Consider the following 18,389-nt stretch of genomic DNA (forward strand, 5'->3'; position numbering starts at 1 on the left):
ATTTTGAGGCGGGCGGGGACATAGTGCGTGAAGATCGTGCCGTGCGGATGGGGCGAGGCAAACGATCGCCCTTGTCAGCTCCCGGTCGTTGCCTTTTCAACCGGCGGTTCAGGGGGAGCATCCGCCTGAGCCGCTTCTACCTGCGTCTCGGTCGGCTTGCGCCAGTTGCGGATAAACGCACCGAGACGGTCCCCCATCTCACCGGCGCTCAGGAACACCGGTACCCGCGCCACCGGTGCGGTCGGCTCAAAGGAGAGGCCGAGACCCGTGATCCTGCCCTTGTCGTCGACATCCCTGACGATCAGCTCGATCTGGCCGATCAGCACGCGATCGGCATATTCGGCATGGCCGCCAAGCCGCGCCGTGACCAGAGCGCCGACGGTCTGCTTCTGCTCCGCCTCGGTCAGGCCCGGAGCGTAAGCTGTCTCCAGCTCCGCGGCGGAGCGGGCCGGGTCGACGGCGAAGGCACCGAAGAAATCGGCATCTTCCGGATCGACGACGGCGCGGCTGGCGAACAGCTTGTCGAGCAGGCGCGGATAGCGGTCCGGCACGAAGATGTAGACCTGGTCACCGGCGGCCAGCCGCCCCATGTCCTGGAAGCGCATCGAACGGCCGTCGCGCAGCACCAGCGAGGGCCGTGCCCAGCGCGGAATGCGCTCGCCGCGCGCCACCGGGCTGCCATGCGCCACGCGATAGGCGAGAAGTTCGTGATGGGCGGAGCCGGGGAGTTCAAGTTCGACCTTGTCGAGCGGGCCGAGGCGAGCCGGCACGATGAGACCAAGGCGGCGCGCCAGCGGGCCGACGGTCCAGCCCTGGACGACCAGCGACACCAGCACGATGATGAAGGCGACATTGAAGATGACGCGGCCATTCTCCAGCCCGCCGAGCAGTGGGGTGATGGCGAGCAGGATCGAGACGGCGCCACGCAGGCCGACCCAGGAGACGAAAGCGACTTCGGGACGTGGCAGGCGGAACGGGATCAGGCAGAGCCAGACCGCGATCGGCCGCGCGACAAACATCAGGAACAGGCCAAGCGCTATCGCCGGCACCATGATCGCCGGAAACTGGGAGGGCGTCGCGAACAGGCCAAGGATCAGGAACATGATGATCTGCGCCAGCCATGACATGCCGTCCTGGAAGCGCTTGAGGATGGTGACGGCGCGGATGTCGGAATTACCGGCAATCAGGCCGGCGATATAGACCGCCAGGAAGCCCGAGCCGCCGATGGCGCCGGCGGCGGCAAAGACCATCAGCGACAGGGTCAGCACGAAGATCGGCAAGAGGCCGTGGTCGAGATTGAGCCGGTCGACGAGACGCACGATGGCGAGGCCACCGAGCACGCCGACAATGGCGCCGACGCCCATATTGATGAGAAAGCCGAGGATCAGGTTGGTGACCAGGACATTGGTTTCGGGATTGGCGTGGGCGGCAATGATCTCGACCAGGGTGATGGTCAGGAAGATGGCGATCGGGTCGTTGGTGCCGGATTCCACCTCGAGCGTCGAGCGCACGCGCTCGCGCAGATTGATCTCGCCGGCGCGCAGCAGGAAGAACACCGCGGCCGCATCGGTCGAGGCGACGGCTGCACCGAGCAGGAAGGATTCCAGCCAGCTGAGGTTGAGCAGATAGTAGGCGGCCGCGCCGAACAGGCCGGTGGTGAGAAGCACGCCGACGGTTGCCAGCGACAGCGCCGGGCCTGCCGCCTGCCGCAGGGCATTGAGCGGCGTGCCGAACCCGGAATCAAACAGGATGACGGCGAGCGCCAGTGAGCCGGCAAAATAAGCGATGCGGGCATTGTCGAACTCGATGCCGAGGCCGTCGGTTCCGGTGGCAAGGCCGATGCAGAGAAACAGAAGCAGGAGGGGCGCGCCGAAGCGGAAGGCAATCAGGCTCGAAAACGCGGCGGCGACGACAAGAGCTGTGCCAACCAGCGTGACGAGATAGATCGCATGCTCCATCCGTGATTTGCCCCTCGAATTCCTCTGCTTCCCGATTCAACGGAGAGTGGGGCGAAGGCATGGCCAGTGCAAGGCAGGAGGGTGGTTTTTTGCCCTAGGCCGCTGATTTTCCGGCGATGGGGAGCTGCTACTTCGGCAAATAAAAACGCCCGGACGATGCCGGGCGTTTCAGGTCTCTAAAAGATGGGTCTGCGATCAGGCGATGGTCTTGCCGAAGGCGACAGCAGTGTCGCCCATGCGGTTGGAGAAACCCCATTCATTGTCGTACCAGGACAGCACCGAAACGAAGTTGCCGTCCATCACCTTGGTCTGGTCGAGTGCCAGGATCGACGAACGTGGATCATGGTTGAAATCGATCGAGACGTTCGGGTGGTGGGTGACGCCGAGAATGCCCTTCAGCTTGCCGTTCGAAGCGGCGATCACCGCTTCGTTGATTTCCTGAACCGTGGTCGCGCGCTTGGCGATAAACTTGAAGTCGACGACCGAGACGTTAGGCGTCGGCACGCGGATCGAGATGCCGTCGAGCTTGCCCTTGAGATCGGGCAGGACGAGGCCGATCGCCTTGGCGGCACCGGTCGAGGTCGGGATCTGCGACAGGGCAGCAGCGCGGGCGCGGTAGAGATCCTTGTGCATGGTATCCAGCGTCGGCTGGTCGCCCGTGTAGGAGTGGATCGTCGTCATCATGCCTTTTTCGATGCCGACCGTCTCGTGCAGCACGGCGGCCAGCGGCGCCAGGCAGTTGGTGGTGCAGGACGCATTCGAGATGACGATGTGGTCCTTGGTCAGCTTGTCGTGGTTGATGCCGTAGACGACGGTCAAGTCAGCGCCGTCGGCAGGGGCCGAGACCAGCACGCGCTTGGCGCCGGCGGTCAGATGGGCGGCGGCCTTGTCACGGGCGGTGAAGATGCCGGTGCATTCGAGCGCGATGTCGACGCCGAGTTCCTTCCACGGCAGCTGCGTCGGATCCTTGATGGCGGTGACCTTGAACTTTTCCTTGCCGACGGTGATCTGGTCGCCATCGACGCTCACCTCGTGCGGGAAGCGGCCATGCACGCTGTCGTAGCGCAGCAGGTGGGCATTGGTCTCGACCGGGCCGAGGTCGTTGACGGCGACGACGTCGATGTCCTTGCGGCCGGATTCATGGATGGCGCGCAGGATGTTGCGGCCGATTCGGCCGAATCCGTTGATGGCAACTCTGACGGTCATTTTTCTCTCCCTGGGAGCTGGAAGGTAATTTGGTCCGCAGCTTCATAGCGGCGGACGGCCGAAGAATCCAGCCATCCAAGGCATGGATTTAAATCGATTAGGTTGGGCCAGCCCACGAAATCGCCGCATGCGGTTTCGTGGGAGGCGCGCCTCAATCCGTTATTTGCCGTGCAGGCGGGCTTCCGCTGCCTTGGCCGCCGCCTCTGCGGTGATGCCGAAATGCGGGTAGAGCTGTTCGATCGTGCCCGAGGCGCCGAAGCCGGTCATGCCGATGAAGATGCCGTCCGAGCCGATGAGATGATCCCAGCCCTGGCGAATGCCGGCCTCGATCGCCATCTTGATCGGCGCGTTGCCGATCGTCTTCTTGCGGTAGTCGTCGCTCTGCTTGTCGAACAGCTCGAAGCAAGGCACCGAGACGACGCGGGTCGGATGGCCGTGCTTTTCCAGGAGGTCGCGGGCGCCAAGGGCGATCTCGATCTCGGAGCCGGTGGCGAAGATCGTCACCGCTGCCTCGCCGCTGGCCGCGGCCAGTTCGTAGGCGCCCTGGCTGCTCAGGTTCTTGGCCGAGTGCTCGGTGCGCACCGTCGGCAGGTTCTGGCGGGTCAGCGCCAGGGTCGACGGCGTCTTTTCGGATTCGAGCGCGATCTGCCAGCATTCGGCGGTTTCCACCGCGTCGGCCGGACGGAAGACGTTGTGGTTCGGGATGGCGCGCAGTGCCGCCAGATGCTCGACCGGCTGGTGGGTCGGGCCGTCTTCGCCCAGACCGATGGAATCATGGGTCATGACGAAGATCGAGCGGATGCCCATCAGCGAGGACAGCCGCATCGACGGGCGGGCATAGTCGGAGAAGCACATGAAGGTGCCGCCATAGGCGATGAGGCCGCCATGCAGCGTGAGACCATTGATGGCCGCGGCCATGCCATGCTCGCGGATGCCATAGTGGACATAGCGCTGGCCATAATCGTCGGGCGTGATGTTCTTGGTCTGGCTCGTCTTGGTGTTGTTGGAGCCGGTCAGGTCGGCGGAGCCGCCGATGGTTTCCGGCACGGCGCCGTTGATGACTTCCAGTGCCATTTCCGACGATTTGCGGGTGGCGACCTTCGGCTTGTCGGCCGAGAGCTTCTTCTTGTAGTCGTCAATGACGGCGTCGAAGTTGGACGGCAGCTTGCCACTGAGGCGGCGCTCGAACTCGGCCTTCAGCTTCGGCTCGGCCTTGGCGAGGCGGCCTTCCCAGTCGGTGCGCGCCTTGACACTGCCCTTGCCGGCGGTGCGCCAGGCATCGAGGATGTCGGCCGGAATCTCGAAGGGCGGCGACTCCCAGTTGAAGAATTTGCGCGCGCCGGCGATCTCGTCGGCGCCGAGCGGCGAGCCGTGCGCCTTGTTGGTGCCGGCCTTGGTCGGGGCGCCGAAGCCGATGGTCGTCTTGCAGGCGATCATCGTCGGCTTGTCGGAATGGCGGGCGGCCTCGATCGCATAGGCGATGGCTTCCGGATCGGTGCCGTCGATGTGGCTGGCATTCCAGCCGGAGGCCTGGAAGCGGGCGACCTGGTCGGTGTTGTCGGACAGCGAGACCGGACCGTCGATCGAGATGTTGTTGTTGTCCCAGAAGACGATCAGCTTGTTGAGCTTGAGATGGCCAGCCAGCGCGATGGCTTCCTGGGAAACACCTTCCATCAGGCAGCCGTCGCCGGACAGTACATAGGTGTAGTGGTTGACGAGGTCGTTGCCGAAGGCGGCGTTCATGATGCGCTCGCCGAGCGCGAAGCCGACCGAATTGGCGAGACCCTGGCCGAGCGGACCGGTCGTCGTCTCGATGCCGGTGGCGTGGCCGTATTCGGGATGGCCTGCCGTCTTCGAGCCCAACTGGCGGAAGTGCTTGATCTGGTCGAGGGTCATGTCCTCGTAGCCGGTCAGATGCAGCAGCGAATAGAGCAGCATCGAGCCATGGCCGGCCGACAGGATGAAGCGGTCGCGATCGGGCCAGTGCGGGGCCTTGGGATCATATTTCAGGAAGCGGGTGAACAGCACCGTGGCGATGTCGGCGCAGCCCATGGGCAGGCCGGGATGGCCGGACTGGGCCTTCTCGACGGCATCCATGGAGAGAAAGCGGATCGCATTGGCCATCCGGTCATGTTGTTCACGCGACGTCATGGTTCCTCCAGAAATGGGGGTTTGGGGCTTGGGAGAGCCCTTGAAAAGGGTGCGCGACACATAGCAGGCGCGGGCTTTTAGTCAACAAATCGGGTGCACATTTGCCGGTCTTGTGATGCCGGTGGCGAGCCTACATTAGCGTTAGCGGGGGACAGTCGCGAGAGCTTTGTTGACGTTGCCTTCACCCGGTGCCTAATGTTTCCGGGATAAGGCGTTCTGAACGCGAACGATTCGGTGATGGGCAGGGCACAGGACGAAGGCCATGACCGGGGAAACCACACTCAAGGAAGTCATCGCCAGGCTGGGCAAGGCCATCGAGGGGCTGGAAAATGCCGTCGCGGCCAAGCTGGAGCATGAGCGCGATTACTCGGAAGCCGAGGCCGAAGTGCAGCGGATGAATGCCGACCGCTCGCGGCTGGCGCAGGAACTCGACAATTCCGAAGCACGCTCCGAACGGCTGGAGGACGCCAACAAGGAAGTCTCGCGACGGCTGGTGACCGCCATGGAAACCATCCGCGCCGTGTTGGACAGATAGGAGCTGGCCCATGGCACAGGTCACGGTTTCAATCGACGGCAAACAGTATCGGATGGCCTGCGACGAGGGCCAGGAAGAACATCTGATCGACCTCGCCGAGCGTTTCGACCGCTATGTCTCGCATCTGAAGATTCCTTCGGCGAAATCGGCGACCAGCGGCTGACCGTCATGGCCGGCATCATGGTGATGGACGAACTCTCGGAGCTGCAGAAGCGCGTCAAGGGCATGGAGAGCGAAGTGCTGACCTTGCGCAAGACGCGCGACGAGGCGCTGACCAAGGCCGACAAGAGCGACAGCGTGCTGACCAACGCGCTCGGCGCGCTGGCGCAGCGCATGGAAGATTTGACGTCGACGCTGGCGGTGAAATCCTAGACTCTTTCAGCGTCCGCAGCGAAATTTCTGCATTCCCCAACAAATTGCGAAAATTTTTCGCGGCCTGCATCGCTGCCGGCGATCTCTACGTTTTGAAGGTCGCCGCGGGAGTGGTAAAAGGGTCGGAACCCGCCATCCGGCGGCATTCACAGGGGTAGGGACCATGAGCCTTCGTATCAACGACATAGCGCCGGACTTCACGGCCGAGACCACCCAAGGCGCGATCAATTTTCACGACTGGATCGGCGACGGCTGGGCGATCCTGTTCAGCCACCCGAAGAATTTCACGCCGGTCTGCACGACCGAGCTCGGCACCATGGCGGGCCTCGAAGGCGAGTTCAAAAAACGCAACGTCAAGATCATCGGCATCTCCGTCGATCCGGTTGCGAGCCACGACAAATGGCAGGCCGACATCAAGACGGCGACCGGCCAAACGGTGCACTATCCGCTGATCGGCGACAAGGACCTCAAGGTCGCCAAGCTTTACGACATGCTGCCTGCCGGCGCCGGCGAGACCTCGGAAGGCCGCACGCCCGCCGACAACGCCACCGTGCGCTCGGTCTACGTCATCGGGCCGGACAAGAAGATCAAGCTGGTGCTGACCTACCCGATGACCACGGGCCGCAATTTCGATGAGATCCTGCGCGCGGTCGATTCCATGCAGCTCACCGCCAAGCATCAGGTGGCGACGCCAGCCAACTGGAAACAGGGCGAGGACGTCATCATCACCGCCGCCGTTTCCAACGAGGATGCGATCAAGCGCTTCGGCGCCTTCGAGACCATCCTGCCCTATCTCAGGAAGACCAAACAGCCGTCCGCCTGAAACGACGTATCGGAACAGCTTTTGGCTTTTCCGACCTTGCGGGCCAAGTCATGCTTGACTGGCTCGCCGGGGTGGACAACCATGCCCACAATGGGTGCTGGTGGAGAAAATCGTTCCCGCCGGCGATGGGTGAGGGAGCCGGACGTGGACGTAACTTTGGCCAGGCCGATGGTCAGGGGGTTTTACGACAAGCCGACCGGGGCCATCCAGTATGTCGTCACCGATCCGGCGACGAAGCGGTGCGCGATCATCGATCCGATCCTCGACTTCGATGAGAGATCCGGCGCGACGGGTACGAAGAGCGCTGATGCCTTGCTCGATTTCGTCAAGGAGAACGGGCTTGAGCTCGAGTGGATACTCGACACACACCCGCATGCCGACCATTTCTCGGCTGCACACTATCTGAAACAGAAGACCGGGGCGCCGACGGCGATCGGCGACAGGATCGTCGATGTCCAGAAGCTGTGGAAGGTGATCTACAACTGGCCGGATTTTCCAGCCGACGGTTCGCAGTGGGACCGGCTGTTCGCAGAGGGCGAGACGTTTGCGATCGGCAGCCTTCCAGTCAAGGTACTGTTCTCACCCGGCCACACGCTGGCCTCGATCACCTATGTGGTCGGCGACGCTGCTTTCGTGCACGATACGCTGTTCATGCCCGACAGCGGCACGGCACGCGCGGATTTTCCCGGCGGCAGTGCCGCGCGGCTGTGGCGCTCGATCCAGGACATACTGGCGTTGCCCGACGAGACGCGCGTCTTCGTCGGCCATGACTATCAGGCCAGTGGCCGCGCGGCCTTGTGGGAAAGCACGGTCGCCGTACAGAAGGCCGGCAACATCCATCTGGTTGCCGCCAACAGCGAGGCTGAGTTCGTGGCGCTACGCGAAGCGCGCGACAAGACATTGCCGATGCCGCGGCTGATCCTGCATGCGCTGCAGGTCAACATGAATGGCGGCCGCCTGCCGGAACCGGAAGCCAATGGCCGGCGGTATCTGAAGTTTCCGCTGGATGGGCTTTGAGGCAATCGCAGCCTGGCTGCGGTGTACGAAAAAGGCGGCGCCAGTTTCCTGACGCCGCCTTGATATTTCCTGGCCGAACCCGGCTCTAAGCCGCCGGCTGGGCCTCGATGGTGCGCAGCGCCTGGGTCTGGCGCTTGGCGGCGGCCTTGACGGCATCCTGCACCTTTTCGAAGGCGCGCACCTCGATCTGGCGCACGCGCTCGCGGCTGATGTCGAACTCGGCCGACAGCTCTTCCAGCGTCAGCGGCTCCTCAGCGAGGCGACGGGCCTCGAAGATGCGCCGTTCGCGCTCATTGAGCACGGCAAGAGCGCCTGACAGCATGCCGCGCCGGTTTTCCAGCTCGTCCTGCTCGATCAGCATCTCTTCCTGGCTTTCGTGGTCGTCGACCAGCCAGTCCTGCCATTCGCCGGATTCGCCTTCGGTTGCCCGGATCGGCGCGTTGAGCGAGGCGTCGCCGGACAGGCGGCGGTTCATCGACACCACTTCGGCCTCGGACACGTTCAGCCTGGTGGCGATCTCGGTGATCTGATCGGGCTTCAAATCGCCGTCGTCCAGAGCCTGGATCTTGCCCTTCACCTTGCGCAGGTTGAAGAACAGGCGCTTCTGGTTGGCGGTCGTGCCCATCTTGACCAGGCTCCACGAGCGCAGGATGTACTCCTGGATCGAGGCTTTGATCCACCACATGGCGTAGGTCGCGAGGCGGAAGCCGCGCTCGGGTTCGAATTTCTTGACGGCCTGCATGAGGCCGACATTGCCTTCCGAGATCACTTCGCCGATCGGCAGGCCGTAGCCGCGATAGCCCATGGCGATCTTGGCGACGAGCCGCAAATGGCTGGTGACGAGCTTGTGCGCAGCGCTGGTGTCTTCATGCTCGGCGTAACGCTTGGCGAGCATGTACTCTTCCTGCGGCTGAAGCATCGGAAAGCGGCGGATTTCTTCCAGGTAGCGGCTGAGGCCGCCTTCGCCGGAAACAATACTGGGTAATGACTGGGCCATGATAGCGCCCCCTCTCATTGGAGTGATGCCCCCGAAACGCGGCGGGCATGTGACGCGAACACCAAAAGGCTCGCTCGCGACATCAAATCTTATACAGGAACAAAACCAGAAAAGACAGGCATTTGTTCAACACGAAACAGTGTGTCACGCTGAAGTGAACAATGCCAGTCAGGTTTTTTGATGGCTGGTTTCGGGCTTGACGGTGACAGGTTCAGAGTTTGCGAAAGCCGCCGACGAGTTCCTCCATGTCCCCCGGTATCGGCGCCTCGAACCTCAGAGGTAAATGGGTATCCGGGTGACGAAATGCAAGAAGCCAGGCATGCAAAGCTTGCCGCGAAAATGCCTTGACCTGACCTTTGAGGGGTTCCGGCAACCGGTTAGCCTTGGTGCGGAAGGCCTGGCCGTAGTCGGGGTCGCCGACGACCGGATGCCCGATATGGGCCATGTGGACGCGGATCTGGTGGGTGCGGCCGGTTTCCAGCCGGCATTCGACCAGGCTTGCCGTGGCGAATTCCTGCTGGTTCTCGCCGAAGCGCTCCTGGACGGCAAAGTGGGTGATGGCATGGCGGGCGTCGTCGCGGCCTTCCGGCACCACGGCACGGCGCACCCGGTCGGCGGCGCGGCCGAGCGGCGCATCGACCGTTCCGGTCGGCCGCTGTGGTATGCCCCAGACCAGCGCCAGATAGGCGCGTTCCAGATCGCCGCTCCGGCCATGATCGGCGAAGGCTTCCGATAGCGCCTTATGGGCGCGGTCGGTCTTGGCCACCACCATGACGCCGCTGGTCTCCTTGTCCAAGCGGTGCACGATGCCCGGCCGGCGCACCCCGCCAATGCCGGACAGGCTGTCGCCGCAGTGATGGATCAGCGCGTTGACGAGCGTGCCGGTCCAGTTGCCGGCGCCGGGATGCACGACAAGCCCTGCCGGCTTGTTGATGACGATCAGGGCGTCGTCTTCATAGAGCACATCGAGCGCGATGTTCTCGCCCTGCGGCGCGGCCGGTTCCGGTTCCGGCATCGCGACCGCAACACTTTCGCCTGCGATCATCTTGCGCTTGGTTTCGTCGACCGGCTTGCCGTTGATGGAAACCGCGCCCTGCCGGATCAGCATCTGCACGCGGCTGCGCGACATGTCCGGGCCGAGGCTCGCCGCCAGCCATTGATCGAGGCGCTGTCCGGCCGCTTCAACGCCCGCCACAAGCACAGTTGGTGCCGCCTCTATCAATTCAGGGTCCTCTTCGCTATGAGCGCTCATCGAAAAACCGTTCCGGAATATCTGCCATGGCCCGGCCCGATGCCGACGAAGATCAGGAAAAGCCGCTCGACCCCGAGGTCGAAAAGATGCGTGGCAAGCTCGTCCGCTTCATGGCCATCAATCTCGGCCTGCTGCTGCTGGCCCTTATGGTGGTGATCGCGGCGATTGTCTACAAAGCCCGCAAAGCGCCATCGGTGACCCCGCCACTGGCTGGCGATATCCAGGTGCCCGCCGGCGAGCCGTTGAGCGGCGACATCGTGCTGCCGGTCGGCGCAAAAGTGGTCAGCCAGTCGCTGTCCGGCAATCGCATCTCGATCGACGCCGAGCTTGCCGACGGCGGTCGCGCGATCTTCGTCTATGATATCGCCGAGCGCAGGCTGATCGGCCAGTTTGCAATTCGCAACAAATAGGCTGGCCGCAACCATGCAACAAACAAGCGTGTCGCTGAAATGACCGGCTTTGCCGAACATCGTCGTGTCGCGACTGTCGCACTGGTTGTCCGCAATTATGACGAGGCGATTGCCTGGTATGTCGGGCGGCTGGGTTTCCTGCCCCTCGAGGATGTCGATCTCGGCGGCGGCAAGCGCTGGGTCACGGTGGCGCCGGCCAAGGGGCAGGGCGCCAGGCTGCTTTTGGCCGAGGCGTCTGATGAGGCGCAAAGACAAAGCATCGGCAACCAGACTGGCGGCCGGGTCTTCCTGTTCCTCGAAACCGATGACTTTACGCGCGACCATGCGGCGATGCTGGAAAAGGGTGTCGAATTCCACGAGGCGCCGCGTTTCGAGCCCTATGGCACGGTCGCGGTTTTCGCCGATCTCCACGGCAATCTCTGGGACCTGATCGAGCCGAAACGGTAAAGCGCGGGCGGCTTTTCGCTTGCTGCTGTAAAGCCGCCGAACCCCAGTTGCTTTTTCCCAGCCGTCAGCCTATATCGCCGGTTCTTGAGCGCGCCCATCGTCTAGCGGTCAGGACACCGCCCTCTCACGGCGGGAACAGGGGTTCGATTCCCCTTGGGCGTACCAAGGATTTCAAATGGTTAGGTCAACCACCTTCCAAATCATCAAATAACAGTCAAATAAGCACAATGCGGAAGTAGCCGACAACACTCGCATGAAGTCGGCAACCCGACTGAACGCTAATGAACAAAGCGCTCGCACGCCTGCACTTGATCTGGTTAAGACCCGTGAGATCGGCATAAATTATATGAATTGGGGGAGTCGATGGGAGAGCGGCTACGTAACCTGTGGATCTTAGCAAAACGCGCTGTAACGCCTGTTACTGTGGCCGGAACGCTTTCTCTGAGCCTCCTCGTTTGGATAGGCGCAGTGCCAGGAAGCGTTGTCGCAATCTTAGATAATTGGAACTCGCTATTTGTAAAATTTGCCCCAGCGGATCCGCTCACCAAATTTTTGAACGTGATCGACGATGGGAATTTGCCTACCAGCTTGTCTGCCACGGCTTCTTACCTTGGCAAGTCGTCGATTAAGGAAGCATCTCAGCCCTGCGAGTGGGATGCATGGGCCGACGGCAACATAGACAATGTGCGAGAAGTTCGCCTATCGCCAAATGACGCACTATTGATCCTGGGCGGCTATAGAACTGGTTGCCTCATCTACTTGCGGGCGGACAAACCGCACGATAGTTCCGCCATGGAAATCGGTTGGCCGGAGTACATATACGTTCACGAAGTTTCCCCCGCATCACCGGGAAAGATCATTGAAATTAGAAACGTTAGTAGGTTCGGATCTGGTATATGGGGAATGAATTCAACGTTCGTTTGGACGAATGATAAGAAAATTAATACTCTGACACTTCCAACGTACATGTTGGTTTCAGGGTGGGATGTGTTCTCGAATGCCACGACAGAATTTCTGATGCGAAATGTCATAACGGCGTTAGACGGTGTCGTTACGCTGCGTCGCGACGGCACAGCGTACGCGTGTGACCAGACGAAGGAACAGCAAGAGAAATATCTTGCCGACCGGTTGAAAGAAGTGGATGCACTATCCGAAGCTCCCGACCTAGCAGCAGATGCGGGGAATGCAGTGGATACAGGGGCTGCACCGCCGTATCTGGACCGACCTGTGTGTACAGAGCCCTATGAAACTATGAAGGCCATTCGTCTGTTTGGCCCAGAGGTGCTGCGATTTGATCCAGTTACACGACAGTTCGACCTAATCGATGGGCGGAGGAGTGAAGGAGCAAGCGACCTTGCGGAAGTTTATGGGGATAAGGCCGGCGCCAAAGGGCATTGGTTTACAAGCCCTCCTAAGGTCCAGAAATAGCGCCTGCGTACATTGGCCTCGCAACACGTCAATATCGATGAAGCGAACCCTCAAAAGGTTCATAGGGACTAACGGACGATTGGATCCGGAACTGATCCGGTGAGGGCACCACATAGCTCAGTTGGGAGAGCGCTTGAATGGCATGCAAGAGGTCGTCGGTTCGATCCCCCTTGGGCGTACCAAGGATTTTCCGGCAGATGTGATGCTTGCGCAATACGGCATGTTGCAGCAAGTTGGCTGCATGAAACAATTGGCTTTGCCGCTCCTCATTTCCGCGGCCATGATTGCCCAGTGCGGTCCGTCGTTCTCCAAGGATAGGAAGATCACCGGCACCATTCGAGGTTTCGAATGTGGCGACAATTGCTACCTGACCATTGTCGATCGCAAGAAGGTGGAGCAAGTCGGCCTGTGTGCCGCGCCCGAGTGCGAAAGCTGGAACGAGCAAACCGTGATGCCGTCCCGCTACAAGGGAAAACGCGTGACCGTTACAGTTGGGCAAGGGCAGCAGGTCGATGACAGCGGCAACGTGATGGGAGAGATGATGTCCTTCACGAAGATCAGATTTCTCGACTAGCATTGGCGGCACTCAGACAAGGCACCCTATGTGGGGTGCTCTTGACTGGCGACGCCCGCGACCCGGCGGCTCCGCATGCCCGAATACCCCCAATTTAAGTCAGCCCGCGACGCTTGAAAGCGCAACAATCCCTGTTACTTACGAGGCGGGGTAACATCTGCGGACAGCGGATTTTGGGTTTGGGTAGAGTTGGAATGGCGTCAAGGAACATGATTTGCTCGCGCTGCCATGGCGGCGGCAAGGTTTTCGATTGCTCGAGATGGTCTGCGTCAAAAGGGCATTGCTGCCCGCAAGGGACGCACCAGATCAGTTGCCCGGGGAAGACCATCGCGTGCGCCGAATGTGGCGGCCTTGGGATGCTGGTGGAAGCTGAGCTCAAGGCCGTCGCGTAGCCGCCGCTTCGGCAAGGACGCGATGAGGGCGGCTTCCGCGTTGCGATCGCGTTCGCCATCTCTTGAATAGATCCTGCAGGCTTTTACCAAGAGCGGTTCACCGTCTTGCAACGATAAGGCTCGCCGCTTCTGGCGCGGCGGGGCCGATTGCATTAGCATCACGTCATGGATTTCGAGGCACGGCTCAAGCGGCGCACAGAATGCCGGGTGCCAGGCAGATCCTGACGGGCAATCGAGGCCACGGGGAGAAGGCCAATGCAGAAGCTGCAAGCGCAGGGCGTCCACCACATCACGCTGGTCGGCGCTGGGCGCCAGACCTCGATCGATTTCTGGGAGGGCGTGCTCGGCATGCCGTTCATCTTCGAGCAGCCCAACCTCGACAAGGCCAGCGAAAGCCATCTCTATTTCGATCCGGGCGACGGCCGGCTGATCACCGTCTTTACCGATGAGAGCCGCACGCCGCAGAAGCGGCGCACGCCGACCGACCCGGGCTGCGTCCACCACATCGCGTTTGCGGTGTCGCGCGTCACCTTTCTGCATGCGGTCGCCCGACTCGACGAGCGCGGCATCAAGCACAGCGGCGTCAAGGATCGCGGCTTCATGGATTCGATCTATTTCGAGGATCCGCTCGGCCTGCTGATCGAGCTTGCTTCCTACCGCTTCGAGCCGCCGGCGGGTTTCACCCACGCCGACGTGCTGATGCAGGCGCACCGGCTGCGCGTTGCGCGCGGCGACTACAACATTGCCGAGGTGCACCTTGCCGACGCGATCCAGGCGCTTGTCGAGAGCTCCCGCGCGACCTTGTCGGAGGACCGGGCGCCGAAGAACCCATACTGACGGCCAACAAAAACAGAGGGAGGACCACAATGGCAAAGACCGTGACCAAGAACGCAAAGAAGCCTGCGGCCAAGGCAGCCGCCAAGCCGTCGCCAAAGGCTGCCGCGAAGGCGGCGGCAAAGCCGGCGGCCAAGACGTCCGCACCCAAGGCCAAGGCGAAATCGGCGAAAAAGCCGGCGCTGAAGCTCAGCATGCTGAAGCCGAGCGTCAACAACATGACCGTGCGGGTGTTCGCCCGCGCGGCCGGGTTCGACGCCGCCGAGACCGACGCCTGGGGCCACACGCGCTCGCCCGAATACATGGCGCGCAATCCGGCGCATCTGACACCGATGATCGAGGACAAGGGGCTGCCCAGAGGCGTGCTTTGGGAAAGCTGCGCCATCATGCAGTATCTCTCCAACAAGCACGGGCTGGAGAAATTCTATCCGAAGGCGCCGGCCAAGCGGGCGATGGTCGACAGCGCCATGTTCTACCTGATCGGCACGCTCTACCCCTATGTGGCGCGCGCCACCTATCCGGCGCTCGGTTTCCCGCACTATGCCGGCGAGGTCGGCCACAGCGATGCTCATCCCGACAAGAAGTCGGAAGCACAGAAGGCCGCCATGGCCGCGATCGCCGAGCCCCTCGAGGTTTTTCACAGCTTCTTCAGGGACGGCAAGCCGTTCATCGGTGGCAAGATCCCGTCGATCGCCGATATCCGGTTGGCGGCAACGCTCGAGTTCCTGGCGGTCATCGACTACGCCTTGCCCAAATGGGCGAAGGAGTACATGGCAGCAATCGAGAAGAAGCTCGGCAAAGCCTACGCCGAGCCGGCCGGCGACGTGCGTGGCTACATCGCCCATGTGCGGTCGCAGGCGAAGGCCTCAGCTTAAGGATTCGTTAACCTAAGCCCTGTCTACTGCTGGGAATTCGCCGCGCGACCACGGATGTACTGGCGCACTATCGGCGGAAGGAAAGGTCGGCTCCGTGCCGGCCTTTTTGCTTTTAGCGGGCCTCATGCCAGGACATCGCGCGACGGTGATCAGGCAGCGCCGGAGCATCAACTTTTCGCGCCACGATATTGTCACCGCCGGTGTTGGCTCTAACATCCCTTCAACGGATTCGGCTTGGAATGCCGACCTGGATGAGATGAGGGCTTGCGATGAAATGCGTGGCGGCAATGCTGATGATGGCCAGTGGCATGCTGGCTGGAACGCTTCTCCCGTCACAGGCAGCGACGCTCAACACGATGGATGATGTCGGGGACGCGATCCAGGCGTGCTGGACGCCGCCGGCGGATGCCGGGAATTCGACTGTAACCCTGAGCTTCAGCTTCAGGCGCGACGGCTCGCTGATCGGTCCGCCGCGGCCCACCGCCGCCAAGGTGGCCGGCGATGACAGGGCGCGGAAGGCGTTCGTCGAGGCGGCCATCGCTGCCGTCAAGGATTGCACGCCCCTGACGTTTTCACCTGTTTTGGCACAGGGCATCGGCGGCAACGTTTTCACGTTGCAACTGGCCTCGCCGAAGCAATAGCGATTCGCGCCGACCTCATCGAGAAATCGCGTGACTAAAGCGCATCGCCGGCAAGGCTTCACGCCTCCGCCAGGCTGCTTTTCACGACCAATGGCTCAATGGCTCAGGCGCCGAACTTCGGCATGCCGTGCCAGGTCCGGTGTCTCGAAGACATAGTCGCTCCAGGCCGATTCTGGGATTTGCCCGGCCAGATAGCACTCCAGCAACAGGTTTTGCTCGGGATTGAGCGGTCGTGGCGCGCGCTCATAATCCAGCCCGAGAGAATGGAAAAGGTTCCTTGTCAGTTCCGATACCGTGAAGTGGATCGACATCTGCGTTCTCCTCTGCCCATCAACGCCGCAGTCAGGCAAAGGTTTCAGCGTCAGGCGCCAGTAACGCCAGATTGATCGGTCGCCCGGGCCTACGGCCTCGCAATTCCGACAGCCGCCGGTCTCACCGCATTGTTTTCGGGTTCGTCTCAATCTTGAAATAAAAATGTAATATCGAATTTACAGGGGCCATCCTATTACACTAGATGAAAGTCTGTTTCAGGCCATAACTCTTCAAGTATTAGATATAGCTCATTTATTCGAAGATTAGCCAAGTCGAAAGAATGTGATTCCAGTCCGTCAACAGCAAGGACAATGTCGTCCCGATGATCCGCTCCTGGCTTCTCATGATGATCGCCCTGGTGACGGTGGCCGCCTTTGCGCTCGGCACGACGTCCTCCTATGCGGATAGCTGCAGCGCGATCAGAGGTCAGTTGCTTGGTGGCCGCGGCGGGGGCGTGAGTCCCGAACTGGCGCAGCTGCGCCGCCAGCTTGCCGCGATCCAGGGCCTGGAGAGGCAGCGCAGGTGCACGGCGCAAAGTGCCGCGGGCGGCTTCTTCAACGCTTGTGCGGATCTTGCCAGAAACCGGACGGAGGTGCTGCGCCAGATCGCGGCCGGTTCCGGCCGGGATGTTTCCGGCCTGCAGGCACGGTTGGCGGCGCTCGGCTGCGGGGCGAAGGATCAGCGCCCGGCATCGAAGGCCCAGTCCACAGCGGGCGGAGCAATTTATGCCGGCAATTCAATGCTGTTTTGCGTGCGCCTGTCGGATGGATACTTCTTTCCGGCGCCAAAGTCGCAATTCGCCGGCAGCGACGATGTCAAGGATATGGCCGATCAGTGCCGTTACATCTGTGATGATCCGGCTGTCGATCTCTACACGCTGAGCGATGCCAGTCTGGAAACCGAAAAGATGGTCGCGCTTGATACGCGCAAACCGTATACCGAACTGCCGTCGGCTTTCCGCTACCGGGACGATGCCAATTTCAAGGCCTGCGACGTCAAGCGCTACTACCAGCGGGTCGCGGAACTGAGGGCAAGGACGGTGACGCCGGCAAACATGAGCAATGCCATCATTCCCCTGCCACAGCGAAAGCCGGACGTCGGCAGCCCGGACGTCGGCAGCGTTGCGGCAATCCCGCAATCCGGGACAGAAGCCCCGGGTGCCGCTCAGGAGCAGTCGATCGAGGCCAGCACGCGGCCGGTGCGCGTGGTCGGCCCGGCCTTCTTCCCGGCTGAATGACCGCCCCTCTCTGCGCATCCGTCCGATAAAGGTTCGCAGCGGGCTGTCGTGGTGCAGCCGGCTATAGGACCCATCTGGAACAGAGGGGCGCTCACGGCGTTGTGATCGACATCAGCCAGGAGAAACGCCATGGCCACGTTCAGGGAAATGCGGGTTCTGGAGATCGTCGAAAACGGCTCCCTGACCAATGACGAGAAGGTTGCCGAACTGCGTGAGATCGAATCCGAGGCGCGCGGCCTGCAGCGGGCCGCGTCGGAGAGTTCCATGGGCGATGATGACGGCTGGCAGGACGATTTGCGTCAGGTTCGGCTTGCGCTCGACAAGCTTGGAGCGAAGGAACCGAAGAAGGGCGCGGCATCGCTATAGCCCTCTCCGCGGTGGGGCTCCGGGGCTTGCCCTGAATTGCGCCTATTCGCAGACCATGCGGATCCGCTGTCCCGGCGCGCTTACGTTCTTGCACGCCAACTGCTTTTCCGGGTCCGAGGGCGGGGGAGGCGGCGGTGAAAATCTCGTCTGATGCCGTCTCTGCATGCCAGGTTTAAAAACCCTGCGTTCGGAAAATCGTCCGGGCGGCGGTGGCGGCACCGGGAAGGCGCCGTTGTCGGCCTGCGGTGCGTAGTCGATATTGGGTGGCGGCCGGTCCCAGAAGCGCCTGGCGTCGAGCGGCCGCGGAATGATGACCGTGCCGTCATAGGTGCGCGAACAGCCACTGCCGAAAAGCAGCACCACGCCCAGCAAGAAAGGCCCTATCCGTCCAATCATAAGCAACACCCCTGCACGGGCTTATAACGCGGCCTTGGTCCACCCGACAACCTGACGGAATAACGCAGGAGGAACGTGGTGGTTGCGCCGTTAAGGTTAGCGGATCGTTAATGCTTCTCGGGCACATTCCGCCGACGAACCGCGGAGGGAGGGTTCGGCCTTGATT

Annotated in this window: 19 protein-coding genes, 1 tRNA gene and 1 pseudogene; 14 read left to right on the plus strand and 7 right to left on the minus strand. The window is 61.8% G+C overall.

Annotated features, from left to right (window positions below):
* Positions 1-74: 74 nt before the first annotated feature.
* The 3 genes from AC0V7N_RS08680 to tkt all read right to left on the minus strand — a co-directional run bounded on the left by AC0V7N_RS08680 (position 75) and on the right by tkt (position 5,315).
* On the minus strand, positions 75-1,958 hold the full coding sequence (locus tag AC0V7N_RS08680; RefSeq protein WP_475456473.1) for a potassium/proton antiporter: 1,884 nt from the start codon (positions 1,956-1,958) through the stop codon (positions 75-77).
* A gap of 195 nt (positions 1,959-2,153) precedes the next feature.
* Entirely contained in the window at positions 2,154-3,164 is a 1,011-nt protein-coding gene (gene gap / locus AC0V7N_RS08685; RefSeq protein ID WP_475456475.1) for a type I glyceraldehyde-3-phosphate dehydrogenase, read from the minus strand.
* Positions 3,165-3,323: 159 nt separating this feature from the next.
* The gene (gene tkt, locus AC0V7N_RS08690) at positions 3,324-5,315 is read right to left on the minus strand and encodes a transketolase (RefSeq protein WP_475456477.1); all 1,992 of its coding nucleotides are present in this window, start codon (positions 5,313-5,315) and stop codon (positions 3,324-3,326) included.
* Between the two features lie 262 nt (positions 5,316-5,577).
* Between tkt and AC0V7N_RS08695 the strand changes: the two genes are divergently transcribed.
* From AC0V7N_RS08695 to AC0V7N_RS08710, 4 genes and pseudogenes are all read left to right on the plus strand, one after another.
* On the plus strand, positions 5,578-5,850 hold the full coding sequence (locus AC0V7N_RS08695) for a DUF4164 domain-containing protein (RefSeq protein WP_195177939.1): 273 nt from the start codon (positions 5,578-5,580) through the stop codon (positions 5,848-5,850).
* A 10-nt stretch (positions 5,851-5,860) separates the two neighbouring features.
* Positions 5,861-6,222, plus strand: a pseudogene (locus AC0V7N_RS08700) (cell division protein ZapA).
* 163 nt (positions 6,223-6,385) lie between these two features.
* Positions 6,386-7,045, plus strand: a complete 660-nt coding sequence (locus AC0V7N_RS08705; protein WP_475456480.1) for a peroxiredoxin — start codon at positions 6,386-6,388, stop codon at positions 7,043-7,045.
* 168 nt (positions 7,046-7,213) lie between these two features.
* A complete protein-coding gene (locus AC0V7N_RS08710) occupies positions 7,214-8,062 on the plus strand; it encodes an MBL fold metallo-hydrolase (RefSeq protein WP_475460251.1) in 849 nt (282 codons plus the stop codon).
* An 85-nt stretch (positions 8,063-8,147) separates the two neighbouring features.
* Here the strand turns inward: AC0V7N_RS08710 and rpoH are convergent, their stop codons facing one another.
* Positions 8,148-9,059: an RNA polymerase sigma factor RpoH gene (gene rpoH / locus AC0V7N_RS08715; protein ID WP_172223104.1), complete on the minus strand. Its 912-nt coding sequence runs from the start codon at positions 9,057-9,059 to the stop codon at positions 8,148-8,150.
* A gap of 211 nt (positions 9,060-9,270) precedes the next feature.
* Positions 9,271-10,311 (minus strand): RluA family pseudouridine synthase, encoded by a 1,041-nt coding sequence (locus AC0V7N_RS08720; RefSeq protein ID WP_475456482.1) that lies wholly within the window; start codon positions 10,309-10,311, stop codon positions 9,271-9,273.
* 26 nt (positions 10,312-10,337) lie between these two features.
* Here AC0V7N_RS08720 and AC0V7N_RS08725 point away from each other — a divergent pair, with 26 nt between their 5' ends.
* The 8 genes from AC0V7N_RS08725 (at position 10,338) to tolA (ending at position 15,912) form a co-directional block, all read left to right on the plus strand.
* Positions 10,338-10,721, plus strand: a complete 384-nt coding sequence (locus AC0V7N_RS08725) for a fimbrial protein (RefSeq protein WP_475456484.1) — start codon at positions 10,338-10,340, stop codon at positions 10,719-10,721.
* Positions 10,722-10,760: 39 nt separating this feature from the next.
* Complete coding sequence (locus AC0V7N_RS08730; protein WP_475456486.1) at positions 10,761-11,168, plus strand: VOC family protein; 408 nt, start codon at positions 10,761-10,763, stop codon at positions 11,166-11,168.
* 90 nt (positions 11,169-11,258) lie between these two features.
* Positions 11,259-11,333 (plus strand) — tRNA-Glu (locus AC0V7N_RS08735).
* 198 nt (positions 11,334-11,531) lie between these two features.
* On the plus strand, positions 11,532-12,596 hold the full coding sequence (locus AC0V7N_RS08740) for a hypothetical protein (protein WP_475456488.1): 1,065 nt from the start codon (positions 11,532-11,534) through the stop codon (positions 12,594-12,596).
* A gap of 142 nt (positions 12,597-12,738) precedes the next feature.
* Positions 12,739-13,170 carry a hypothetical protein gene (locus AC0V7N_RS08745; protein WP_475456490.1) on the plus strand — a complete coding sequence of 144 codons (432 nt, stop codon included), beginning with the start codon at positions 12,739-12,741 and terminating at the stop codon, positions 13,168-13,170.
* 647 nt (positions 13,171-13,817) lie between these two features.
* A complete protein-coding gene (locus AC0V7N_RS08750; protein ID WP_475456492.1) occupies positions 13,818-14,399 on the plus strand; it encodes a VOC family protein in 582 nt (193 codons plus the stop codon).
* Positions 14,400-14,428: 29 nt separating this feature from the next.
* Positions 14,429-15,271, plus strand: a complete 843-nt coding sequence (locus AC0V7N_RS08755) for a glutathione binding-like protein (RefSeq protein WP_496627792.1) — start codon at positions 14,429-14,431, stop codon at positions 15,269-15,271.
* Between the two features lie 269 nt (positions 15,272-15,540).
* Complete coding sequence (gene tolA, locus AC0V7N_RS08760; protein WP_475456496.1) at positions 15,541-15,912, plus strand: cell envelope integrity protein TolA; 372 nt, start codon at positions 15,541-15,543, stop codon at positions 15,910-15,912.
* Between the two features lie 95 nt (positions 15,913-16,007).
* Here tolA and AC0V7N_RS08765 read toward each other — a convergent pair whose 3' ends face one another.
* Positions 16,008-16,223 carry a hypothetical protein gene (locus tag AC0V7N_RS08765; protein ID WP_475456497.1) on the minus strand — a complete coding sequence of 72 codons (216 nt, stop codon included), beginning with the start codon at positions 16,221-16,223 and terminating at the stop codon, positions 16,008-16,010.
* A 323-nt stretch (positions 16,224-16,546) separates the two neighbouring features.
* On the opposite strand from AC0V7N_RS08765, the gene AC0V7N_RS08770 reads away from it, so the two are divergent.
* On the plus strand, positions 16,547-17,461 hold the full coding sequence (locus AC0V7N_RS08770; RefSeq protein WP_475456499.1) for a DUF2865 domain-containing protein: 915 nt from the start codon (positions 16,547-16,549) through the stop codon (positions 17,459-17,461).
* A gap of 129 nt (positions 17,462-17,590) precedes the next feature.
* Positions 17,591-17,827: a hypothetical protein gene (locus AC0V7N_RS08775; RefSeq protein ID WP_475456501.1), complete on the plus strand. Its 237-nt coding sequence runs from the start codon at positions 17,591-17,593 to the stop codon at positions 17,825-17,827.
* Between the two features lie 42 nt (positions 17,828-17,869).
* Here the strand turns inward: AC0V7N_RS08775 and AC0V7N_RS08780 are convergent, their stop codons facing one another.
* Entirely contained in the window at positions 17,870-18,190 is a 321-nt protein-coding gene (locus tag AC0V7N_RS08780; protein ID WP_475460253.1) for a hypothetical protein, read from the minus strand.
* Positions 18,191-18,389: the final 199 nt, after the last annotated feature.

The sequence above is a fragment of the Mesorhizobium kamtschaticum genome (genome assembly GCF_056174585.1).